This window comes from Candidatus Palauibacter sp. (genome assembly GCF_965261555.1).
Classification (GTDB): domain Bacteria; phylum Gemmatimonadota; class Gemmatimonadetes; order Palauibacterales; family Palauibacteraceae; genus Palauibacter.
In genome coordinates this window covers 2,753,545-2,772,906 of sequence record NZ_OZ253465.1, presented here as the reverse complement: position 1 = coordinate 2,772,906, position 19,362 = coordinate 2,753,545, and the positions used below count along the sequence as shown (strand labels likewise).

Here is a 19,362-nt window from a genome sequence, read left to right as displayed (position 1 = left end):
GAAGTGCCTGGCGCGCTAGGGCATGAGGGTGGGGCGCGCCCGGACCAGCCGGTATTGCAGCTTCTTCTCCTCCGAGGTCAGCGCGTCCGCCGCGACCGTCGTCAGCTTCTCCGCGCCGTACGGCGAGCGTTCGAGCGGGAGGGCGTTGAGTTCGCGCGCATACTTCGCGGCGACGAGGACGCCCAGGTACTTGTTCGTCGCCGCCTTCGCCACGGCGTCCGGCGTAAACACCTTCATTCCATCTCTCCCTCGACCATCACGGTCCAGCGCATTCGGTTTCGGTGTCGCGGTCCCTCGCCGGACCGCGTTCAGGAATCTACCACATGCGTCAGACGGCATCCAACTCGCCGATGATGCGCTTCACGTATCGCCGCTCCGCCGCTCCGAGGCGGCGGTCCCGTACGAGCCCCTTCTCCACGAGCGCCGACACTTCGGCGACGGCGTCCTCGATCCGGTCATTGACGACGAGACGATCGAACTCCGCCGCGGCCTCCAGCTCCGATCGGGCGTTCGCGAGCCGGCGCCGGAGCTGCTCCGGGCTTTCGCTGCCCCGCGCCCGCAGCTGCCGCGCGATCCGCTCCGCGGTGGGCGGGACGATGAAGATCGAGAGGACCTCCGCCACGGCCTCCCACACCTGCCGAGCCCCCTGAACGTCGATGTCGAGCAGGAGATGGGCGCCGGCTGCCCGCGCCCGGTCGAGGTTGTCACGGGGCGTCCCGTAGCGTGCGCCGTGGACGGTCGCGTACTCGAGCATCGCCCCGGAGTCCACCAGCGCCTCGAACCGGCTACGCGAGACGAACCGGTAGTCCACCCCATCGCGTTCCCCCGCACGCGGCGCCCGTGTCGTCATCGAGACCGAGAAATGGAAGCCGGGGGAGCCGGCCTCGGCGAGCAACCGATCGCGGATCGTCGTCTTCCCCGCCCCGGAAGGTCCGGCGAGGATGACGGGAAAGAGGGTGCGCGACCCGGCTGCCGCGGGGGTCACTCGACGTTTTCCACCTGCTCCCGAAGCCTCTCGATCTCGTTTTTCGCTTCCACCACGAGTCTCGATATTCGGGAGTCGTTCGCCTTTGCGCCCAGCGTGTTGACCTCGCGCTGCAACTCCTGAACGAGAAAGCCGAGCCGCCGCCCAACGGGCTCGTCGATCGGGGCCTCGAGGAACTCCTCGAAGGCTTCGACGTGCGAGCGGGCGCGCACGAGTTCCTCGCTGATCTCCCACCGGTCCGCAATGAGCGCGATCTCGCGCGTCAGCCGATCCTCATCCAGGCCCTTCCCGGCGAGGTCCGCGACCGCGTCGCGAAGCCGGCGCCGCTCGCGTTCGAGCCGTTCCGGCGCCAAGGCCTCCGCGCCATCGACCGCCTCCCGGATTCCCGTCAGCCGTCCCCGGAGGTCGACTTCGAGCCGGGCCCCTTCCCGGTCCCGCATTTCCACCAGAAGGTCGAGCGCGTCCGCCGCCGCCGCCTTCACATCCTCCGTCTCCGGCACGAACTCCGCGCCCTCGCCACCCGCCTTCCGGAAGATGCCGCCCACGCGAAGCAGCGAAGCGATGTCCGGATCGCCGGAAACGCCGAAGTCATCCCGAAGCCGTGCGCACGCATCGAGCACTTCCTGCACGCGTGCCTCGTCCAGGCTCGCGCCTCCCGCGTCGGACGCGCCCTCTACGCGGACGAAGAGGTCCAGGCGGCCGCGGCGGGCCCGGGATTCCGCGAGGGCGCGAAGCTCGCTTTCCCATGCCTCGCGCCCGGGGGGCGCCTTCACGACGACCTTCAGCCCCCGGGAATTCACCGAGCGCGCTTCGACCGTGACCGTGCCGCCCTCCCGCGTCACGGTCGCCGACCCGTAACCGGTCATGCTGCGAATCACTTCGACATCTCCCGGCGCGGCGCCCGGCCGATCAATTGAAGAACTCCCAGCGCAGACCGAACACGTTGAGCTGCCGGGGGAAGTGCGCGCCCTGAAAATCTCCGATCCGGTCCGCACCCAGGTTGCCGAACCGCCAGAAGAACCGAAAGTCGGCGATCTTGAACATCAGGTGTCCGCCCATCCAGCTGTCGGCTTCCAGCATCACCGGATCGGGCGAGCCGGGGACCGGGACGAGCCGCGTCCCGCGACGATCGATGAACACGGACACCCAGATCCGGAGGTGTTCGTCGAAGAAGGTGTCGTAAAGGTACAGCTCCGTGCGGAACAGGCGTTCGGGGAGAAAGAGCGTCTCTCCGCCGCGGGAATCGAACTTTCGCCACGAAGCGCGCAGGCGGATCGGCTCCACTCCCCGCAGCAGCACGCCGAGGGGCACGACCGGCCCATCGAAGCGCAGTTCCAGCGAGGTGATGTCCACCTCCGCGGAGTCCGCGACGACGAGACGGTCGAAGGGGGCGCCGAAGCCGACCTGCCGGTCCATCCACTGCTCCGAGTAGCGGCCGGAGAGGTTGAAAGGCCCGAGCGCGAGGGCCGCCGAGGCGCCGCGGGAGTCGAACCGTACAGTGTCCGCGGGCAGGAATTCCGACAGCGGGAGCGTGTCGAGCATGGGGTGTTGGGGAAAGCCGACGCCTCGCGTTCCCTCCGCCTTGAACGCCCTCAACTCGATCGGAAAGAGGAGCGTATCGCGAAAGGCCGCCCCGGCCCGCCAGGATTTCGTCGGGAACTCGTTCCAGCTCGCGAGTTCGGCTCCTCCCTCGAGCGCGAAGGGACCGATGGGCTGCCAGGCGGAGAGATCCGCGAGGCGCGATGCGTAGGGGTCGCGCCCGGCGAAGCGGAGACCCATCGAGATCCCACCCGACCCGGGCTGCGCCGAAAGCCGCAGGCCGACGCCATCCGCGCCCCGTTGCGGCGGCGAAATGCTGTCCGGGAGGTTGTCGACGACGTCCGTGAAGGTCGTGGCCTGCCCGTAGGCCTCGAGCTGGGCCCGTTCCCCGAGGTTCGCCCGCGTCCGGAGCACGAGCTCCCTGCGCGAGAAGTGCAGCGTGTCGAGCCCGGTGCGCTCGATCGTCTCGTTGCGATACTCGAACTGCATCCCGAAGTCGTTCGAGCGCGGCATCCACGAGAAGCGGCCCTGTACGGCGAACCGGTTCTGGTCGTTCTGCCGGTCCCGCACGTCGTACCGCTCGAAGGAAGCTTCGACGTTGGACGCGCCGCCCAGCGAGTTGGCGAAGACGGCGTCCAGGATCTCGGAGCGCGGGTCCCCGGTCAGCCCGCTCACGCGGGAGTAGGCCTGGACTCCGTCGTGGCGGATGAGATCCACGTCTATGACGAGACCGTCCGCGCCGCGATACACACGCACCCGATCGACGTAGTTGAGCGACACGCGCCGGAGGTCCGCCTGTGCCCGGGAGAGGGAGAGGATCTCGCGGCCGTCGACGTAGAGGGCCACCAACCCCGGCCCGAAGCCGCCGTCGAAGGCGTGGTGGGGCCCCTGGAAGAACTCGCCGCGAACGGCCGTGATGCCCGGAACGTGCTCGAGGAGGAGCTCGAGGAGGCTGAACGAGGGCGACGCGTGCACGCACTCCCGGTCGCAGTCGAAGATCTCGTGCGTCGGACCGCGCAGCCCCGTCAGCCGCTCCGGAAAGCTCTGCGTCCGTCCCGGCGTGCTGTCGGCGAAGGCGGCGAGGACCGAGTCGGGCACGATCTCCAGACTGTCCGGGATCGGCGGATCCTGGGCGTGCGCCGCCGAGACGCTCCCAACCGTGAGCAGCAGCGCGCCGAGCAGCCCGCGGAAAACTCCTGGGGCGCGGACGAAGATCTTCGTCACCCTCGCTCGCGGACGCGCAGCCATTCGTGTACGAGCCGGACTCCGACCCCGGTGGCTCCCTTCGGCTGCCAGCCGCGCGCCTCCTTCGCCCACGCCGTGCCCGCGATGTCGAGGTGGGCCCAGGGCACGTCGTCCGACACGAACTCGCGCAGGAACCAGCCCGCGGTGATCGTACCCGCGCCCCGGCCGCCGATATTCTTGATGTCCGCGATATCGGAGTCGAGCTGGGCCCGATACGCCTTCCACAGCGGCAGAGGCCACGTCCGCTCCCCCGTTGCTTCGCCTGCCTCCGACAGCTCGTCCGCGATGTCGTCGTCGTTCGCGAGCACCGCCACCGCGTGATGGCCGAGGGCGACGACGCAGGCCCCGGTCAGCGTGGCCATGTCGACGATCGCCACCGGGTCCAGCCGCTGCGCGTACGTCAGCGCGTCCGACAGGATGAGGCGACCCTCCGCGTCCGTGTTGATGACCTCGATCGACTTGCCCGACAGTCCGCGGATCACGTCCCCCGGCTTCACGGCATCCCCCGCCGGCAGATTCTCCGTCGCGGGCACGAGACCGATCACGCGCTGCGGGATCTCGAGGCGTGAAGCCGCGATCATGACCCCGAACACGGCCGCGGCGCCCGCCATGTCGTACTTCATGTCCTCCATGCCCGAAGCGGGCTTGAGCGAGATCCCTCCGGCATCGAAGGTCACGCCCTTGCCGACGACGACGACGGGGTCTCCGCCCGACCCCTCGTGCTCCATCTCGATGAAGCGCGGCTCCTCGACGGACCCGCGGGCCACCGTGAGGAGTCCCCCGAATCCCTCCTCCTCCAGCCTTTCCCGGTCCCACACGTCGACCCGGAAGCGGTATTCCCCGGCCAGCCGCTCCGCCTCCGCGGCGAGGTAGCGCGGGGTCGCCACGTTGCCCGGGAGCGTCACGAGTTCGCGCGTGGCGTTCTGCGCCTCGGCGAGCACGCAGCCCCGCCGCACCGCGGCTTCTGCCTCCCGGCCGGCCTCGCCCGCGGCGATGAGGACCCGATCTTCCGGGGCGGCGGCGCGGCCCTCCGTGTCGCGGAGTCCGTCGTAACGCCAGTCGCCGAGCGAGAGCCCCTCGGCGGACGCCTGCCACGCCGCGCCGTCCGCCGTCTCCGGCACGCGGAACCCGACCGACCCGAGCCCGCGCTCGCGAGCTGCCCGGACCCCCGCCCCCGCCGCCCGCCGGCACGACTCCTCCGTCGGCCGCGCTCCGGCGTCGAGGCGAACGACGAAGACATCGGGGGCGTCGACGGCTCCGAGCCGCACCCAGCCCGACGCCTCCCCGGAGCCCCCACGGCTCTCCAGCCACGCCGTCGCCGCGCCTTCCCACCACTCGCCCGTCGCCGCCGCGTCATCGAACCACGGGATGACGAGAGCATCCAGTTCCCGTTCGACCGGTATCCCCGAGCGTATCTCCACCGACACCTTCCTTGCCTCGACTCTTGTCTCAACCCTTGCCGCTACGAAAGAAGCGGGCTCGGCAGCCCCCTTGAGGCCTGCGGCCCGCTTCCGTTGGCGTGTTGGCCGGCGCCGGACGCGGCGGGCCCCGGCCCCTTCCGCGACTTCGGCTCAGCGCTCGTCCATCGGCACCCAGCGCAGGTCCATCTCCCCCACATACTCCGCACGGGGCCGAATGAGCCGGTTGTCCGCGTGCTGCTCCATCACGTGCGCCGTCCAGCCGCCCATCCGCCCCATCGCGAAGAGCGGCGTGTAGAGGTCGATCGGGATGCCCAGCGCGTAGTAGACTGTCGCACAGTAGAAGTCGACGTTCGGGTTGATCCCCTTCTCGGAGATCATCCGGTCCTCGAGCTTCCGGGACATCTCGTAGAACTTCCCGAGCCCCGCCTGCTGTGTGAGCACGCGGGACATCTCGCGAAGGTGCGTCGCCCGCGGGTCCTCCGTCTTGTAGACGCGGTGGCCGAAGCCCATGATCTTCCGCTTCTCGGCGAAGGCACGGTCGAGCCACGGCCCGACGTTTTCCGTGTCGCCGATCTCGAGCAGGGTGTGCATGGCCCTCGCGTTCGCCCCGCCGTGTAGCTCGCCTTTCAGCGCCCCCACGCCCCCGGTCGCGGCCGAGTGCATGTCTCCGAGTGTGGCGGCGATGACGCGGCAGGCGAAGGTCGACGCGTTGAACCCGTGGTCGAGGTACAGGAGCAGCGTCCGGTCGAGCGCATCGACGGCTTCGTCCGTGCCGGGTTCGCCGTTCGCCATCCTCACGAAGTCGGCGGACAGCGAGAGCGATGGGTCGGGATCCAGCGGCTCCAGCCCCTGCCGAATGCGGTGTATCGCCGCAATGATCGTGGGGGTCCGCGCCACGAGCCGCTCGGCCTTGCGCCGGTTCGCCTCGGCCGAGTTGTCCTCGGCATCCGGATCGTACACGCCCTCCAGCGAGACCCCTGTCCGAAGGGCCGACATCGGCACGGTCTCCGCCGGAAGCCCCTTCAGTCCCTCCACGGTTCTCGGGTCCAGCGTGCGCTGTGCGGCCAGCGCCGCCTCGAACTCGTCGAGTTCCGAGCGTCCTGGCAGCCGCCCGTTCCAGAGCAGGAACACGCTCTCGGGGAACGAGACGTTCGGCGCGAGTTCGTGGATGTTGTAGCCCCGATAGACGAGGATGCCCTTGAGTCCGTCGATGAAGCTGAGTGAAGTCTGCGAGGCGACGACGCCTTCTAGCCCTTTCCCGGCGGCGGCGGTCATTCTGTCACAAGGCCTTTCGGTATGGCGCGGGAGCTTCCGCGCGGACGGCGAGTGTCGTGTCCCTAGCGGATGGCGGGATCGAGTTTCGCCTGCTTGAAGTGCTTCTTGAGATCATCGAGACTGAGCTGTTCGAACGAACCCTGCGGAAGCCGAAGCCGCCGCTGGCTCTGATACGGATCGGAGAAACAGACGAACACGACCGCCTCGAAATCGTCGGGCGGCGCCTTTTCGTTCGGGTCCGGCCAGAAGACCTCGCGCGAAGCGAGCCATGCTTTCCACCGGCGCCCGTCGTCATCCTGGAAGGTCTTTGTCATTTGCACCTCTGGCGGCAGGAACGCAGCCAAGAAAGATAGCGTGCGATCACGAAATCGGGAAGAAGGTTCGCGGTCGGAGGGATCGGCGAATGCGGTCTGATTCGGTCAGCCCGGCGGGACCTCCCGGTCAGACGCATCGAGTCCGGGGAGCCGGCATGCGAACGCGAAACCGCCGCCCATGAGAAGGCCCACGAGCAGTCCGAGCAGAATCGTCACGAGGACGTAGTACACTGTGATAGTCATGTGGGAAGAATGTCGGATCTGACCGCGAATGTCCAGCGCCGCCCGAACGCCGCGGGGCTCTTGCCGCGGGCCGCTACGTGCGGCGGCGGTGCAGGCGCCGGAGAACGCGTTGCTGGAAGGCGATCCGCTCCATCGCCCGGTCGACGATCTGTTGGGCGTTCTTTCGCGAACGGCCCTCGGCGGCGAGGTCGTCGTACGGCACGGGCCGGCCCACGTAGATCGACACCCGCTGCCCGATCCGCGGGAGGCGGGAGCCTATGGGAAGGACGCGATCCAGCCCCTCCAGCGTGATCGGGACCACCTGCGGACGGGTCTGGAGGATGACCATGCCCGCGCCGGCCCGCCCGCGTCCGACCCGCCCGTCCCGCGAGCGCGTACCCTCCGGGAAGAAGGTGAGGATCCCCGCTCGAAGCACGCCGGCCGAGCGGATCATCGCGCTCAGGTCGCGGCGGCCGCGCCGCACCGGAATGCACTGGAACTGGTGGAACACCCAGGCAAAGACCGGGTTCTTGAAGAAGTTCTCCGCCGCGGCCGCGTTCCAGGGCGCGAGTTCGGGCCTGAACATCTTTTCCGGGAAGAAGAGGTAGTAGGCGATCGGAAACGAGTCGATCATCGATTGGTGATTCGAGAGAACGAGCGTGTTCGGGACGTGGCGGATTCGCCGTCGCCCGTAGACCCGCGTCCGGTTGAGGAGACCGAAGAGAAGGAAGACGCAGGGTGGAGCCACGAAGTTCGTGATGATCCAGCGAGTGACCGGCGTCAGCCGCCGCGTGATGGGGCCCGGGGCCCAATCCGGCGGCGACGCGCTCGCCCGCTTCGGGTTCTCGCGATCCGTCATCGCCTGAGAGTAGGTTGCCACGGAATCGGCGGGAAGGCCGGGCGGTCGAGACGCCAGTGAACCACGACGATCCGGAGACAGCGCGCGTGCCAGCGATGGATCTTGCAATCATCGGAGCCGGGCCGGTCGGGCTCGAGGCTGCGGCCCGCGCGGCCCGCGCCGGACTCGCGACGGCCGTGTTCGACGCCGGGGCGGTGGCGGACCACGTCCGCGCCTGGGGCTGGCTCCGACTCTTCTCTCCGTTCGAGTGGAACGCGGGACCCGCCGGGCTGGAACTCCTGGGTGGCCGGGAGGCCGAACTGCCGGCGGCGGGGGAACTGCTCACGGGCACGGAGTTGCGGACGCGTTACCTGCTGCCTCTGGCCGCGGCCCTGCGGTCGCGCGTGGATCTCCGGGAGCGGGCGCGCGTGCGCGACGTCTCCCGGGCGGATCGGCTGAAGGGCGAGGCGCTCGGCGAGGCCGCCCGGGCCGAACAGCCCTTCCGGCTGCTCGTGGAGGAGAACGGCGCCGAGACCGAGGTGTTCGCCCGGGCCGTGTTCGACTGCTCGGGGACCTACGGGCGGCCCAACTGGGCGGGCCCGGGCGGCACACCCGCCATCGGCGAGCGATCCGCCAGGCGCGCGATCGAATACCGCGTCCGGGATGTGCTCGGCGCCCAGCGCGGGCGCTACGCAGCGCGGCGCACGCTCCTCCTCGGAAGCGGGCATTCGGCCGCCACCACCGCGTGCGCCCTCGCGGCTCTCGCCCGCTCCGTCCCGGGGACGCGGTTCACCTGGGCCAGCCGCGAGGCTCACGGCACCCCGCTGCTGGCGATCCCGGACGATCCGCTCCCCGAGCGCGTGAGGCTCACGCGCCGGGCCAACGCGATCGCCGCCGAGCCGCCTCCCGGTTGCGAGTGGCTCTCACGGAGCCGGCTGCTCGCGGTCGCGCAGCGCGATTCGCGAGGGTTCGAGGTCGACCTGGAGATCGCCGGGAACGTTCGGCGCGACCGTTTCGACCGGATCGTGGCGAATGTCGGCTACGAACCGGACGACCGGCTGTATCGCCAGCTCCAGGTGCACGTCTGCTACGCGTCTCACGGCCCCATGGGGGTCTCCGCCGCGCTGCTCGCCGCTCAGGGCCCGCCGGACGACGGGCCGGCGGACTGCTGTATCGGTGCGGAGGCGCTCGGACCGGAGACGCTTCGCAACCCCGAGCCCGGTTTCTTCATCCTCGGCGCCAAGAGCTTCGGCAAGAACTCCGCCTTCCTCATGCGGACGGGGTACGAGCAGGTGGCCGACGCCTTCTCGCTCCTCGGATGGGACGCTGCGCGCGCCACCGGGGCCCGCTGAACAAGGCACGCTGACGGGGGCACGCTGACCGGGCCGGCCGTGTCGGCCCGCCCGGCTCACATCCTCTTGTAGGCCGGGCCGCTGCCGCCCTCCCGCGGCGTCCAGCGGGGACCCAGGACATCCGTCGCCTTGCAGTCGATGCAGTTCGGCGCGTTCACGACCAGGCGGTCGCCGTCGCGCTCGTACACGCCCGCAGGGCAGAGGCTCGCATAAATTTCCGCCATCTCCGGCGACACCTCCGCGCCCGCTGCCGGCCCGGGGAGGAGGTGCGAGGGGATGTCGTCCCGGGTCGCGTTCCCGGAGCGGAAGACCGCGTCGACCTTGGCGACGGCGTGCTCGGAGTCGTACGCGGAGTCGAGCCCCAGGCGCTTGTGACGAGGGCCCGCCGCGTCGGGCTCGCTCGGGATCCGGGCGCCGGGCAACGTTCCGCCCGTCGCCTGCATGAGCCCCGCCTTGAGGCCTCCCGCGAAGAAGCCGGACTTGAAGGCGAGCCGCTGGTTCCGGTTGCGGTACAGCGGGTCCTGCACGAGGCCCTCCCGCAGCGCCGCATCGTAGGACGCGAGGCGAGCCGCCGGGACGGCGCCCTCCATCCCGTCGGACTCCGCGCGCCCGTCCGACACGGCGCGGCCGATGGCGTCCGCCGCGAGGACGCCCGACCGCATCGCGTAGTGGATGCCCTTGAGGGATGCGACGTCGACGAGTCCCGCCGCATCACCGGCGATGAGCAGTCCATCCCCGCTCAGCCGGTCGGGGATCGCGTGGTATCCCCCCTCCGGAATCGTCTTCGCTCCCCACTCCACGAGTTCGCCACCGTCGAGGATCCCGCGCACGAACGAGTGCTGCTTGAAGCGCTGCAGCAGCGCGTGTACGTCGAGGTCGACGTAGGGTGCGTCGAGGCCCACGACGAGGCCCAGCGACACGAGATTTCCGCCCATGGGATAGATGAAGCTGCCGCCGAACGCATCCCGCGGAAGCGGCCAACCCATGGTATGCGTGACCGCGTCGGGCGCATGCGGGACTTCCCAAAGTTCCTTGACTCCGAGCGCGAAGATCTGCGGGTTCGCCGAACCGACGCCTTCCCGCTCGAGCCAGGCCAGGCTCAGAGGCCCGCGGGTCCCTTCGGCGAGGACGGTGACCCGCGCGGAGAGGTCCGTGGCCGGCATGTAGCCGCCCGCCGGATTCCCCTCGCGGTCGAGACCGGCGGGCGTCGTGCGGACGCCGACGACCTGCCCCCCGCGCATGAAGAGCGCGTCGGCGGGGAACCCCGTGAATACGTTCACCCCCAGCTCCTCCGCCCGCGCACCCAGCCAGCGCACGATCTCGCAGATCGAGGCCACGTGATGGCCGTGGTTCCGCATCGAGGGCGGGGTCGGGAGCCGGATCCTTCCGCGTTGCGTGAGGAGCAGCACCCGGTCGCCCGCCACGCGGCCCCGGAGGGGAAACTCCGCCTCGTCGAGATCCGGGAAGAGCGTGCGGAAGGCCTCCGGGTTCACGACCGCCCCGGAGAGGCAGTGCTCGCCGAGTTCGCCAGACTTCTCGAGGACGCCGATCTCGAGGTCGGCGAGCGGCCCGCCCTCCTCGCGGTCGCGCGCCGCGAGTTGCGCGAGCCGGATCGCTCCGGCAAGCCCGGCGGGGCCTCCGCCCACGAAGAGGACGTCCAGCGGTACCGCTTCAGGGCCGGGATCCTCTTCGACGATGAAGCGCGCCCGGGGCAGCGGGGGCTGCGCGGACGCGGGAATCAACGGTTTCACCGCGGCGACCCGAGGACGCCCGCCTCGCGGAGCAGCTGCAGCGTGGGTTCGAGCGGGAGCGCTTCGACCGTCCGTCCCCGGTGCCCCGTCACGGAAGTCGCCCCGAAGAGGGAGTTGATGACGGCTTCGTCCGTCGCCTCGACGACCGCCTCGAAGACGCGGGACAACGAGCGGCCGTCCCGGACCGCAGCCCCGTCGCCGGTCGAGAAGGCGATCGCGTAGTCCCCGGAGCCGTGCGACATGTGCGACCCCGTGCGGGCGAGTCCCATGAACGAGCGGTCGGCCACCCGGTCCAGTTCGCGGTACGCCAGCGGCAGGTCCGTCGCGATGACGATCATCACGGAACCGTCGCCATCGCCCTGGGCGCGCCCCCCGCGCAGACCGGCCGCGGCGAGCTTCTCCCCCACCCTCACGCCGTCGATCCGCAGCGAGCCGCCGAAGTTGCTCTGCACGAGCACGCCGACGTTCACGATCCGTCCGCCGAGATCGAACCGTCGCGACGAGGTCCCGATGCCACCCTTCCAGCCGAAGGCGATCGTCCCCGTCCCGGCTCCGACCGACCCCTCCTCCACCGGGCCGCTCGCCGCGGTCCGCAGCGCCTCGCGCACGTGCTCGGGCCGGATCGGGCGCACGCGGATGTCGCTCAGATACCCGTCGTTCGTCTCGCCGACGACCGGATTCATCGACCGCACCTCCCGGTTCGCCGGGAGCGACAGGAGGGTATCGAGGAGTGCGTCCGCCGCGCGGAACACGCTCAGCGTCCCGGTGAGGAGGATCGGCGTCTCGAGTTCGCCGAGTTCGTTGACCTGGCTCAGTCCCACCAGCTTCCCGAACCCGTTCCCGACCGAGATCGCCGCCCGCACCCGCCGCTCGAACACGTTGTCCCCGTGCGGGAGGATCGCCGTGACCCCCGTGCGGATCGAATCGCCCACCCACACGGTGCGGTGGCCCACGCGCACCCCGGGCACGTCCGTGATCGCATTCAGCGGCCCCGCCGGCAGCCGCCCGATGAGGACGCCCGCCTCCCGCGCCCGCGGCCGCTCCCCGCCGACCTGCCCCGTCTCCTGGCCCATGGCGTCCGTGGGCGGCGACACCGCCATGGCCGCGAGGACGAGCGCCGCCGCCGTCGCTGCCCGGCCGGTCGTCCCCCTAATTCCCACCGCTGATCGTCGCCCTCTCGATGTAGTCCAATTCCGCGAAGTCCGCCTCCAGGTAGGCGTTCCCCTCTTCCTGAATGCGGCCCTGGCTCGGCCCGTTCCCGCCCGGCGCCCCCTCCCCGTACCCGGAGTAGAGCGCGTCCACGACGTCCATGCCCGAAATGACTTCGCCGATGGCGGCGAACCCCATGCCGTCGAGACGCGAGTTGTCACCGAAGTTGATGAAGAGTTGCGTGCTTCGGCTGTTCGGCATCGACGTCTGGGCGAAGCTCACCCGCCCGCGCGTGTTCCCCACGACGACCGGGTCGTCCTGGATGTTCGCGTCCCGCCATCCGCTCTGGATCTCCGGGTCTCCGTTGATCCCGAACTGCGCCATGAAACCGGCGATCACGCGGAAGAAACGCACATCGTCGAAGAACCCGTTCTCCACCAGGTTGTAGAAGCGGTCGACGCCGTTGGGTGCCCACTGGCGGTGCGCCTCCACGACGAACGTTCCCTTCGAAGTCTCGAAACGAGCCTGAAAAGTCTCCGGAGCCGTCATGTTCACCTCTGCCGAACCCGGGTCACGAAGGAATTCGCTCGGTCCTCCGCCCGGCTCACAGGCGGCTACCGCCAGCAGACACCCGAGGAGCAGCCAACCCGGCCTGAAACCGGACCTGGACAGACGCGACCGTACCATCTCGACCCCCGTCAGCTTTTGTGTTCTCGTGCGCCCCTCGTTCAGGCCGCAGCCTGCCGGCGGGCGTGCCGTCAGATACGGCGTGCCACGATGTAACGATATGCGACCGGAATTGCGACGAGCACGAACAGCGTACTCGAGATCAACCCCCCGATCGTCGCCAGCGCGAGGGCGTTCCAGATGTTGTCATCCTGGGAGGGCGCGAAGAGGACGAGAGGCAGGAGTCCGAACACCGTCGTCAGCGTCGTCATGAGGATGGGGCGCACCCGCTCCAGCGTCCCCTGCACGATCGCCGCGGCCGTCGGCATGCGCTTGCGCACTTCGCCGATGTGGTAGACCACAAGGATGGCATTGTTCACGACGATGCCGCCCATCATGATCGTGCCGATGAACGCGGTGCGCGTGAAGGTCGCGTCGGTGTAGAAGAAGATGAGGAAGACGCCGATGAGGGCGAAGGGCAGCGAGAAGAGCACGACGAACGGCGCCGCGAGCGACTCGAACAGGCCGGCGGTCACCATGTAGATGAGGAGAATGGAGAAGGCGAGGACGACCCACATCTGCGTCGCCTCCTCCGTCGTCCAGCCCCCCCAGCGCGATTTCTCGATCCTGTATCCGGGCGGGAGTTCCATCGCGTCCACGACCGCGTCGCGGACGAGGTCGCCGAACCTCACCGGCCCCCGAAACTCCCACGCCACGGTCCGCTCGTACTGCTGGTCCTCCCGCCGGATGTTGGCCAGGACCTGCCGGCGCCCCACCTCCGCGACGCTCGCGAGCCGGAGTTCCTCGCGGGACGAGATCGGCACGCGCAGGTCGCTCAGATCGTGGAAGTCGAACTCGCGATACCCGTCCACCTTGACCGCGTACTGTACCTCCTCGCCGCCCACCCGGATCCGGCTCGCGAACGGCCGGCCCTGGATGTTGCTCGAGACGTAGCTGAGCAACTGGGAAACGGGGAGATTGTAGGCCGCCAGCGCCTCCCGATCCGGCTCCACGTAGTACTCGAACTCCTTGTCGCGCTGGTAATAGCCGCTGTTCGCGTTCGGGTCCACGTCGCGGATCCGGGAGAATCGCGTCAGGCGCGACGCGATCTCCTCGGCGATCTCCTGCACCGTCAGGTAGTTGTACCCGAGCACCTGCAGGCTGTAGTTGGGCGGACTCGAGCCGCCGCCGTAGAAGCTGGGGCCGAATCCCCGCACGTAGACATCGACGCCCGAGAACCCGTAACTGTAGGCGGTCATCTGGTCCTTGATGGCCACCGGGATGGACGTGTGCTCGATCTCGTCCGGGAATTCCGCGCGCATGAACGCGTAGTTGGGCTGGACCCGCGCCTCGAAGCGCTCCACCTCATCGATGGTCGCGAGCTTCGCCTCGAAGGAACGCACGAGTTCGTCCGTGCGCTCCAGTCCCGCCCCGCGCGGGAAACTGATGCTGATCGTGATGTAGCTGTCGCTCCCGCCGAATCCGCTCCAGTACCTCCCCCGGCTCACGTGCTCGTCGAACAGATACCAGCTCCCGGCGAGGCTCCCGAGGCAGACGAGCGCGACGACGACGGGGTGCCGAAGGGCGAACCCGAGGAGCGACCGGTATCCCGTGATGTAGAACGGCTCCGACACGCGGATCGGCGTTGACGCGGCATCCCCCGTCGTCCGGGCCGGATCGACCACGGCCCCGGCGGAATCCCGCATGCGGGCGACACGCGACGCGAGAGCCGGGACGAAGGTGAACGCCACGAAGAGGCTCGCGATGATCGAAAAGCCGACGGCGAAGGAGAGCGGCAGGTAGTAGACCCGCAACTCTCCCTGCAGGAAGAGGAAGGGGACGAGAACGATCGCGGTCGTCAGCGTCGCGGCGAGGACCGGCAGGACGACCTGGCGCGCCCCGCGGCTCGCGGCATCGGATGGGCCCGCCCCCGCCCGGCGGTGACGCTCCACGTTCTCGAGCACGACGATGCCGTTGTCGACGACGAGGCCGAACCCCCATGCAAGTCCCCACAGCGTGAGCAGGTTCAGCGAGAAACCGCCCATGTAGAGGAAGTTCACCGCGGTGAGGACGCTGAAGCCGATCGTCGCGAACACGACGAGGACGGCGCCGAGCGACCGCAGGAAGAGGGTGAGCACGATGAAGATCACGATGGCGGCGGCGATCGCGCGGAGTCGAAGTTCCGAGAGTTGCTCCCGGATGTTCTCGCTCTGATCGCTCTGCAACTCGAGGCCCACGCCCGCCGGGAGCGTCGAGCCCAGTTCGGTCATCGCGGCCTTCACCTCATCGGCGACCTGGATCACGTTCGTGCCCGACTGGCGGTACACGCTGATCGAAATCGTGGGCTGGGAGTCGATGCGCCAGAAGGACATCGGGTCTTCCGTCTGGTCGCGGACCTGCCCCAGGTCGCCGACGCGGATCGGCCCATCGGGCCGCGTGAGGACGATCATGTCCGCGATGTCGGACACCTCGAGCGCCCGGGTGCGAACGGCGATGGCGAACTGCCGCCCATCGAGTTCGACCGATCCCGGAGCTCTCGGCTCGGACAGCTCGACGATCCGGCGGCTGACCTCTTCCGGCCGCAGCCCGAGCGCCTCCAGCCGGCCCCGGTCGAGTTCGACGGCGATCTCGCGGCGCTCCGCTCCCCACACCTCCACCGCGGACACGCCCGGCAGTCCGCGCACGAAGGGCTCGATCTCCTCCTCGGCGATCTCTCCCAGTCGCGCGAACGTGTAGGGGCCGGTCAGAGAGAAGCTGAGGAGCCGCTCTTCCTCTTCGGCGAATTCCTGCGGGACGTACTCGGAGAGGATCGGCACCACGCCCTCGGGCAGTTCGTCCCGGATCGAGCTGATCCGCTCGCCGAGCGCAAGGCGGGCGAACTCCATGCGCGTGTCGCGCTCGAAGTCGACGTCGATCCGGGCGATGGAGCCGGTCCCGCGCTGGTCGGCGGAGGACTCCGAGACGACCTTCTCCACGCCGCCGACCTGCTGGATGACGGTCTCGAGCGGCGCTGTCACGAACGCTTCCAGCGCCTCGGGCGAGGCTCCGTTCCAGGTGGCGGTGACCGTGAGACTGGGGAACTCGACCTCGGGCAGATCCTCGACCGGAATGAGCCGGAAGCTCGTCACGCCGAGCGCGAAGAGGGCGATGTAGATCGCGGCGGTCGCCACCGGTCGGCGAATGGCCAGATCGATCATGGTTCCACGCTCCCTCGCGCCATGCCCGGAGCCGCCGGCCCGGAGCGGCCGCCGAGTCCGTACCCCGGCTTCGGCCGCAGCGCAGCCGGGTCGCGACGCTCGGGCCGTGGGCCCGGGTCGGGTCCCACGGACACGGATGGTTCGACGAGAACCGAATATACGACGGGCACGACGATCAGCGTGAGGAAGGTCGCGGAGATGAGGCCGCCGATCACCGCCACGGCCAGCGGGGCGCGGAGATCGGCCCCGGCTCCCAGCCCGGCGGCGAGCGGGAGGAGCCCCACGACGGTCGTGATCGTCGTCATCACGATGGGACGGAGCCGCAGACGGCCCGCTTCGAGGATCGCCGCGCGCTTCGTCATCCCCGCCCGTTTTCGCTGGTTGATGAAATCGACCTTCACGATCGCGTCGTTGACGACGATGCCGATCAGAATCACGAACCCGATTCCGCTCATCGCGTTGAGGCCGTCCCCCGCGATCCAGAGCGCCGTCACCGCCCCGATCGCCGCCAGCGGCACCGCGGTGAGGACGACGAGCGGCTGCACGAGCGACTCGAACTGGGCGGCCATGATGAGGAAGACGAGGGCCAGCGCGAGGCCGAAGGCGAAGGTGAGCGAACGGAAGCTGTTCTGCATCTCCTCGTTCTCGCCGCCGACGCGCACGGTCGTGAGCGCAGGCCGCGGGATGTCCGCGATCGCGGCTTCCACCTCCCGGACGGCCGTCCGGAGCCCGCCCTCGGCCACGTCCGCGAGCACCTGGACCGTGCGGTTCTGGTCCTCCCGCCGGATTTCGACCGGACCGAACCCCCGCCGGACCGTCACGAGTTCCCCGATCGGCACGCCCTGCAGCCGCAGCGCGAGCACCCGCTCGAGTTCGCGCCGGGCCGTCTCCGGGATCGTGACCCGGATGTCGACCTTGTCGGCGAACACCGAGTACGCGTTGTTCGTCTCCGACCCCCGGAGGTAGTCCTCGATCGCCGTTGCGACCGAAGTCACGGTGATCTGGTGGCGTGCCGCCACTTCCCGGTCGACCTCGATGACGAGTTCCGGCTGCGTGCGAAGGAAGTCCAGCCGGACGTCCGCCAGCGTCGAAACGCTCTCGAGCCGGGTCTCGATCGCCTCGGCGACAGGCACGAGTTCATCCAATTCTCCGCTCTGAACCTTCACTGCGAGGTCCGCCTCCCCGATCGCCAGCGCCCTGCCGAGCGAGGTGGCCCGCCCGGTCTCGATCGTCACGAAGGCCGGGTCCACCCCGCTCCCGGCGAGCCGCTGGCGGAGTTCGGCGATCGCTTCGGGCGTCGGCCGGGACGATCCGGCGAGCTGGACGTCGAGCGCCGCATTGTTGAGTCCGGTCAGGTCGCGCGCCGCGAGTTCGCTGCCCCGGCTGCGGCCTACCCTGGTGAAGACGCCCGAGACGTCCGGCATGCCGAGCAGCAGCCGCTCCACGTCCGCGGCCGTCTCGTCCGTCGTCCGGATCGGGGTCCCCTGGGGGAGGTTGAGTTCGACCCAGAACTGCCGCTCATCGACGCGGGGCATGAGTCCCCGCGGGAGAGATCCGGCGAGCATGACGGCGCCGGCCAGGGCGACAACGGCGATCGAGAGAACCTCCAGGCGGTGTGCGAGGGCCCATTCGAGGGTCCGCTCGTACCGGTCCGCGAACCGGAGGAACCCGCGCTCGAAGGCCCGCAGGAAGGGACCGAAGAGCCGGCCCAGGATCCCGCCGCCGACCCTCGCGACATCGACGCCCGTGAGCCGGACCGAGCGCCCCACGTAGGCGACCCCGCCTCCGACGCCCCGCACGCCCGCGACGGCGCCCCCCCGCAGCGCCCTGCCGAAGCGGCGCACGCGCCCCGGCCGCTCGGCCTCCGGCGCTTCGGGCCGCCCGGACGGGGAGGTCTCGCCACCGGAGCCCGCGGCTTCCGCTCCGCGCCTCCCGCGGGCCACCTGGGCGGCAAGGACCGGGAGCAGCGTGAGCGCCACAAGAAGCGAGGCGAGGAGGGAGAACGTCACCGCGAGCGACAGGTCGCCGAAGAGCGCGCCCGCCACGCCCTCGACGTAGAGCACCGGACCGAATACGGCGATCGTGGTGAGCGTGGACGCCGTGATCGCCGCGGCCACTTCCCGGGCGCCCCGTCCGGCCGACTCACGCGCGCTCCCGCCCGATTCCTCGCGGTGCCGGAAGATGTTCTCGAGCACCACGATGGAGTTGTCGACGAGCAGGCCCACCCCGAGCGCGAGCCCGCCGAGGGACATGATGTTGAGACTCACGTCGAAGGCGTAGCAGAGCGCGAAGGCCGCCATGACCGAGATCGGGATCGCGAGTCCGATCGCGAGCGGATACCTCGGATCGCGCAGGAAGAGGAAGAGGACGAGGAAGGCCAGCGCCCCGCCCAGCAGCAGGGCAGAGACGACATTCGAGATCGCGTCCCGGATGAACGCCGCCTGGCTGGAGGCGATCTCGACCGATATCCCCGGGAACTCCTCCCGCAGCTGATCCAGCGTCTCGCGCACCCCGTCCGCCACGCGGACCGTGTTCGTCCCCGCCTCCTTGAACACCTGCAACCCGATCGCGGGTGCCCCGTTGAAGCGCGCGATCGTCTCCAGGTCGGCGATCGTGTCGACGACGGTGGCGACATCGGACAGCCGGATGGGACGGGACCCGACCCCTTGCGGCCGAGCGATGACGACGTCGAGCAGTTCATCGACCTCCCGGAACTGGCCCAGCGTCCGCAGGCTGTACTCGAACCGGCCCCGCTGGATCGTGCCGCCGGGCGCGTTGTAGTTCGCCTGGTCGAGCGCGTTCGAGATCTCGCTGAGCGAGACCTCGTGTACATCCAGGTATTCCGGATCCACGACGACCCGCAGCTCCCGCTCGGGTCCGCCCGTAAGCCCCGCGAGCGAAACGCCGTCGAGCTGCTCCAGTCGGCGCTTGAAGACGACCTCGGAGAGATCGCGGAGTTGCCGCAGGTCGGCCCCGCTCACGGCCAGCGTCATGATCGGATCGCTCGTCGGGTCCGATCTCAGGATCGTGGGCCGCTCCGCGCCATCCGGGAGGTTCTCGGACAGGTTGTCCAGCTTCTCCCGGGTGTGGAGGGTCGCGAACTCCATGTCCGTGCCCCACGCGAACTGGAGCTGGACGAGCGACTGCCCCTCCCGCGAACGCGAGGAGATCCGCCGCGCCCCCGGGATCGAGTACAGCCGCGTCTCGATGGGTTCCGTGATGAAGCGTTCGACCTCCGCGGGTCCCGCGTCCGAATACGTCGTCCACACCGAGAGCGTCGGGAAGGAGACGTCCGGCAGGAGGTCGATGGGCAGGCGGAGGAAGGACACCACGCCCAGCACGCCGATGCCCACGTAGAGCATCGCCGTGGCGACGGGCCGCCGAAGCGACAGATCGGGAAGCGCCACT

Annotated in this window: 15 protein-coding genes; 1 reads left to right on the top strand and 14 read right to left on the bottom strand. The window is 69.6% G+C overall.

The annotated features are described in order from the left end of the window. Nucleotides 1-15 precede the first annotated feature (15 nt). The 9 genes from ACQY5G_RS11920 to ACQY5G_RS11880 form a co-directional block, all read right to left on the bottom strand. On the bottom strand, nt 16-237 hold the full coding sequence (locus tag ACQY5G_RS11920) for a hypothetical protein (RefSeq protein ID WP_310758955.1): 222 nt from the start codon (nt 235-237) through the stop codon (nt 16-18). 91 nt (nt 238-328) lie between these two features. After that, nucleotides 329-985: a guanylate kinase gene (gmk, locus tag ACQY5G_RS11915; protein WP_428274248.1), complete on the bottom strand. Its 657-nt coding sequence runs from the start codon at nt 983-985 to the stop codon at nt 329-331. Then, nucleotides 982-1,863: a YicC/YloC family endoribonuclease gene (locus tag ACQY5G_RS11910; protein WP_428274246.1), complete on the bottom strand. Its 882-nt coding sequence runs from the start codon at nt 1,861-1,863 to the stop codon at nt 982-984. The genes gmk and ACQY5G_RS11910 overlap by 4 nt, the downstream gene beginning before the upstream one ends. Nucleotides 1,864-1,894: 31 nt before the next feature. After that, on the bottom strand, nt 1,895-3,748 hold the full coding sequence (locus ACQY5G_RS11905; protein WP_428274244.1) for a Plug domain-containing protein: 1,854 nt from the start codon (nt 3,746-3,748) through the stop codon (nt 1,895-1,897). Then, nucleotides 3,745-5,190: a leucyl aminopeptidase gene (locus ACQY5G_RS11900; RefSeq protein WP_428274242.1), complete on the bottom strand. Its 1,446-nt coding sequence runs from the start codon at nt 5,188-5,190 to the stop codon at nt 3,745-3,747. Before ACQY5G_RS11900 ends, ACQY5G_RS11905 begins: the two co-directional genes overlap by 4 nt. Before the next feature lie 150 nt (nt 5,191-5,340). Continuing rightward, complete coding sequence (locus ACQY5G_RS11895; RefSeq protein ID WP_428274240.1) at nt 5,341-6,465, bottom strand: citrate/2-methylcitrate synthase; 1,125 nt, start codon at nt 6,463-6,465, stop codon at nt 5,341-5,343. Between the two features lie 62 nt (nt 6,466-6,527). Next, complete coding sequence (locus ACQY5G_RS11890) at nt 6,528-6,779, bottom strand: hypothetical protein (protein ID WP_310785457.1); 252 nt, start codon at nt 6,777-6,779, stop codon at nt 6,528-6,530. 105 nt (nt 6,780-6,884) lie between these two features. After that, nucleotides 6,885-7,022 (bottom strand): hypothetical protein, encoded by a 138-nt coding sequence (locus tag ACQY5G_RS11885; protein WP_428274237.1) that lies wholly within the window; start codon nt 7,020-7,022, stop codon nt 6,885-6,887. Between the two features lie 73 nt (nt 7,023-7,095). After that, nucleotides 7,096-7,881: a lysophospholipid acyltransferase family protein gene (locus ACQY5G_RS11880; protein ID WP_428274235.1), complete on the bottom strand. Its 786-nt coding sequence runs from the start codon at nt 7,879-7,881 to the stop codon at nt 7,096-7,098. Nucleotides 7,882-7,946: 65 nt separating this feature from the next. Here ACQY5G_RS11880 and ACQY5G_RS11875 point away from each other — a divergent pair, with 65 nt between their 5' ends. Then, nucleotides 7,947-9,191, top strand: a complete 1,245-nt coding sequence (locus ACQY5G_RS11875) for a hypothetical protein (protein ID WP_428274233.1) — start codon at nt 7,947-7,949, stop codon at nt 9,189-9,191. Between the two features lie 56 nt (nt 9,192-9,247). On the opposite strand, the gene ACQY5G_RS11870 is transcribed toward ACQY5G_RS11875, so the two are convergent. The 5 genes from ACQY5G_RS11870 to ACQY5G_RS11850 all read right to left on the bottom strand — a co-directional run bounded on the left by ACQY5G_RS11870 (nt 9,248) and on the right by ACQY5G_RS11850 (nt 19,361). Then, complete coding sequence (locus ACQY5G_RS11870) at nt 9,248-10,933, bottom strand: 4Fe-4S dicluster domain-containing protein (RefSeq protein ID WP_428274231.1); 1,686 nt, start codon at nt 10,931-10,933, stop codon at nt 9,248-9,250. A 5-nt stretch (nt 10,934-10,938) separates the two neighbouring features. Further along, complete coding sequence (locus ACQY5G_RS11865; protein WP_428278689.1) at nt 10,939-12,015, bottom strand: P1 family peptidase; 1,077 nt, start codon at nt 12,013-12,015, stop codon at nt 10,939-10,941. A 76-nt stretch (nt 12,016-12,091) separates the two neighbouring features. Beyond that, nucleotides 12,092-12,640 (bottom strand): peptidylprolyl isomerase, encoded by a 549-nt coding sequence (locus ACQY5G_RS11860; RefSeq protein WP_428274229.1) that lies wholly within the window; start codon nt 12,638-12,640, stop codon nt 12,092-12,094. Between the two features lie 209 nt (nt 12,641-12,849). Then, on the bottom strand, nt 12,850-15,954 hold the full coding sequence (locus ACQY5G_RS11855) for an efflux RND transporter permease subunit (protein WP_428274227.1): 3,105 nt from the start codon (nt 15,952-15,954) through the stop codon (nt 12,850-12,852). Next, the gene (locus ACQY5G_RS11850; RefSeq protein WP_428274226.1) at nt 15,951-19,361 is read right to left on the bottom strand and encodes an efflux RND transporter permease subunit; all 3,411 of its coding nucleotides are present in this window, start codon (nt 19,359-19,361) and stop codon (nt 15,951-15,953) included. Before ACQY5G_RS11850 ends, ACQY5G_RS11855 begins: the two co-directional genes overlap by 4 nt. Between the last annotated feature and the right edge of the window lies 1 nt (nt 19,362).

Bases quoted from the DNA above. Each gene is read 5' to 3' on its own strand.
- ACQY5G_RS11920 (WP_310758955.1), bottom strand. From the start codon at position 237: ATGAAGGTGTTTACGCCGGACGCCGTGGCGAAGGCGGCGACGAACAAG.
- ACQY5G_RS11895 (WP_428274240.1), bottom strand. From the start codon at position 6,465: ATGACCGCCGCCGCCGGGAAAGGGCTAGAAGGCGTCGTCGCCTCGCAG.
- ACQY5G_RS11890 (WP_310785457.1), bottom strand. From the start codon at position 6,779: ATGACAAAGACCTTCCAGGATGACGACGGGCGCCGGTGGAAAGCATGG.
- ACQY5G_RS11885 (WP_428274237.1), bottom strand. From the start codon at position 7,022: ATGACTATCACAGTGTACTACGTCCTCGTGACGATTCTGCTCGGACTG.
- ACQY5G_RS11865 (WP_428278689.1), bottom strand. From the start codon at position 12,015: ATGGGCCAGGAGACGGGGCAGGTCGGCGGGGAGCGGCCGCGGGCGCGG.
- ACQY5G_RS11860 (WP_428274229.1), bottom strand. From the start codon at position 12,640: ATGACGGCTCCGGAGACTTTTCAGGCTCGTTTCGAGACTTCGAAGGGA.
- ACQY5G_RS11855 (WP_428274227.1), bottom strand. From the start codon at position 15,954: ATGATCGATCTGGCCATTCGCCGACCGGTGGCGACCGCCGCGATCTAC.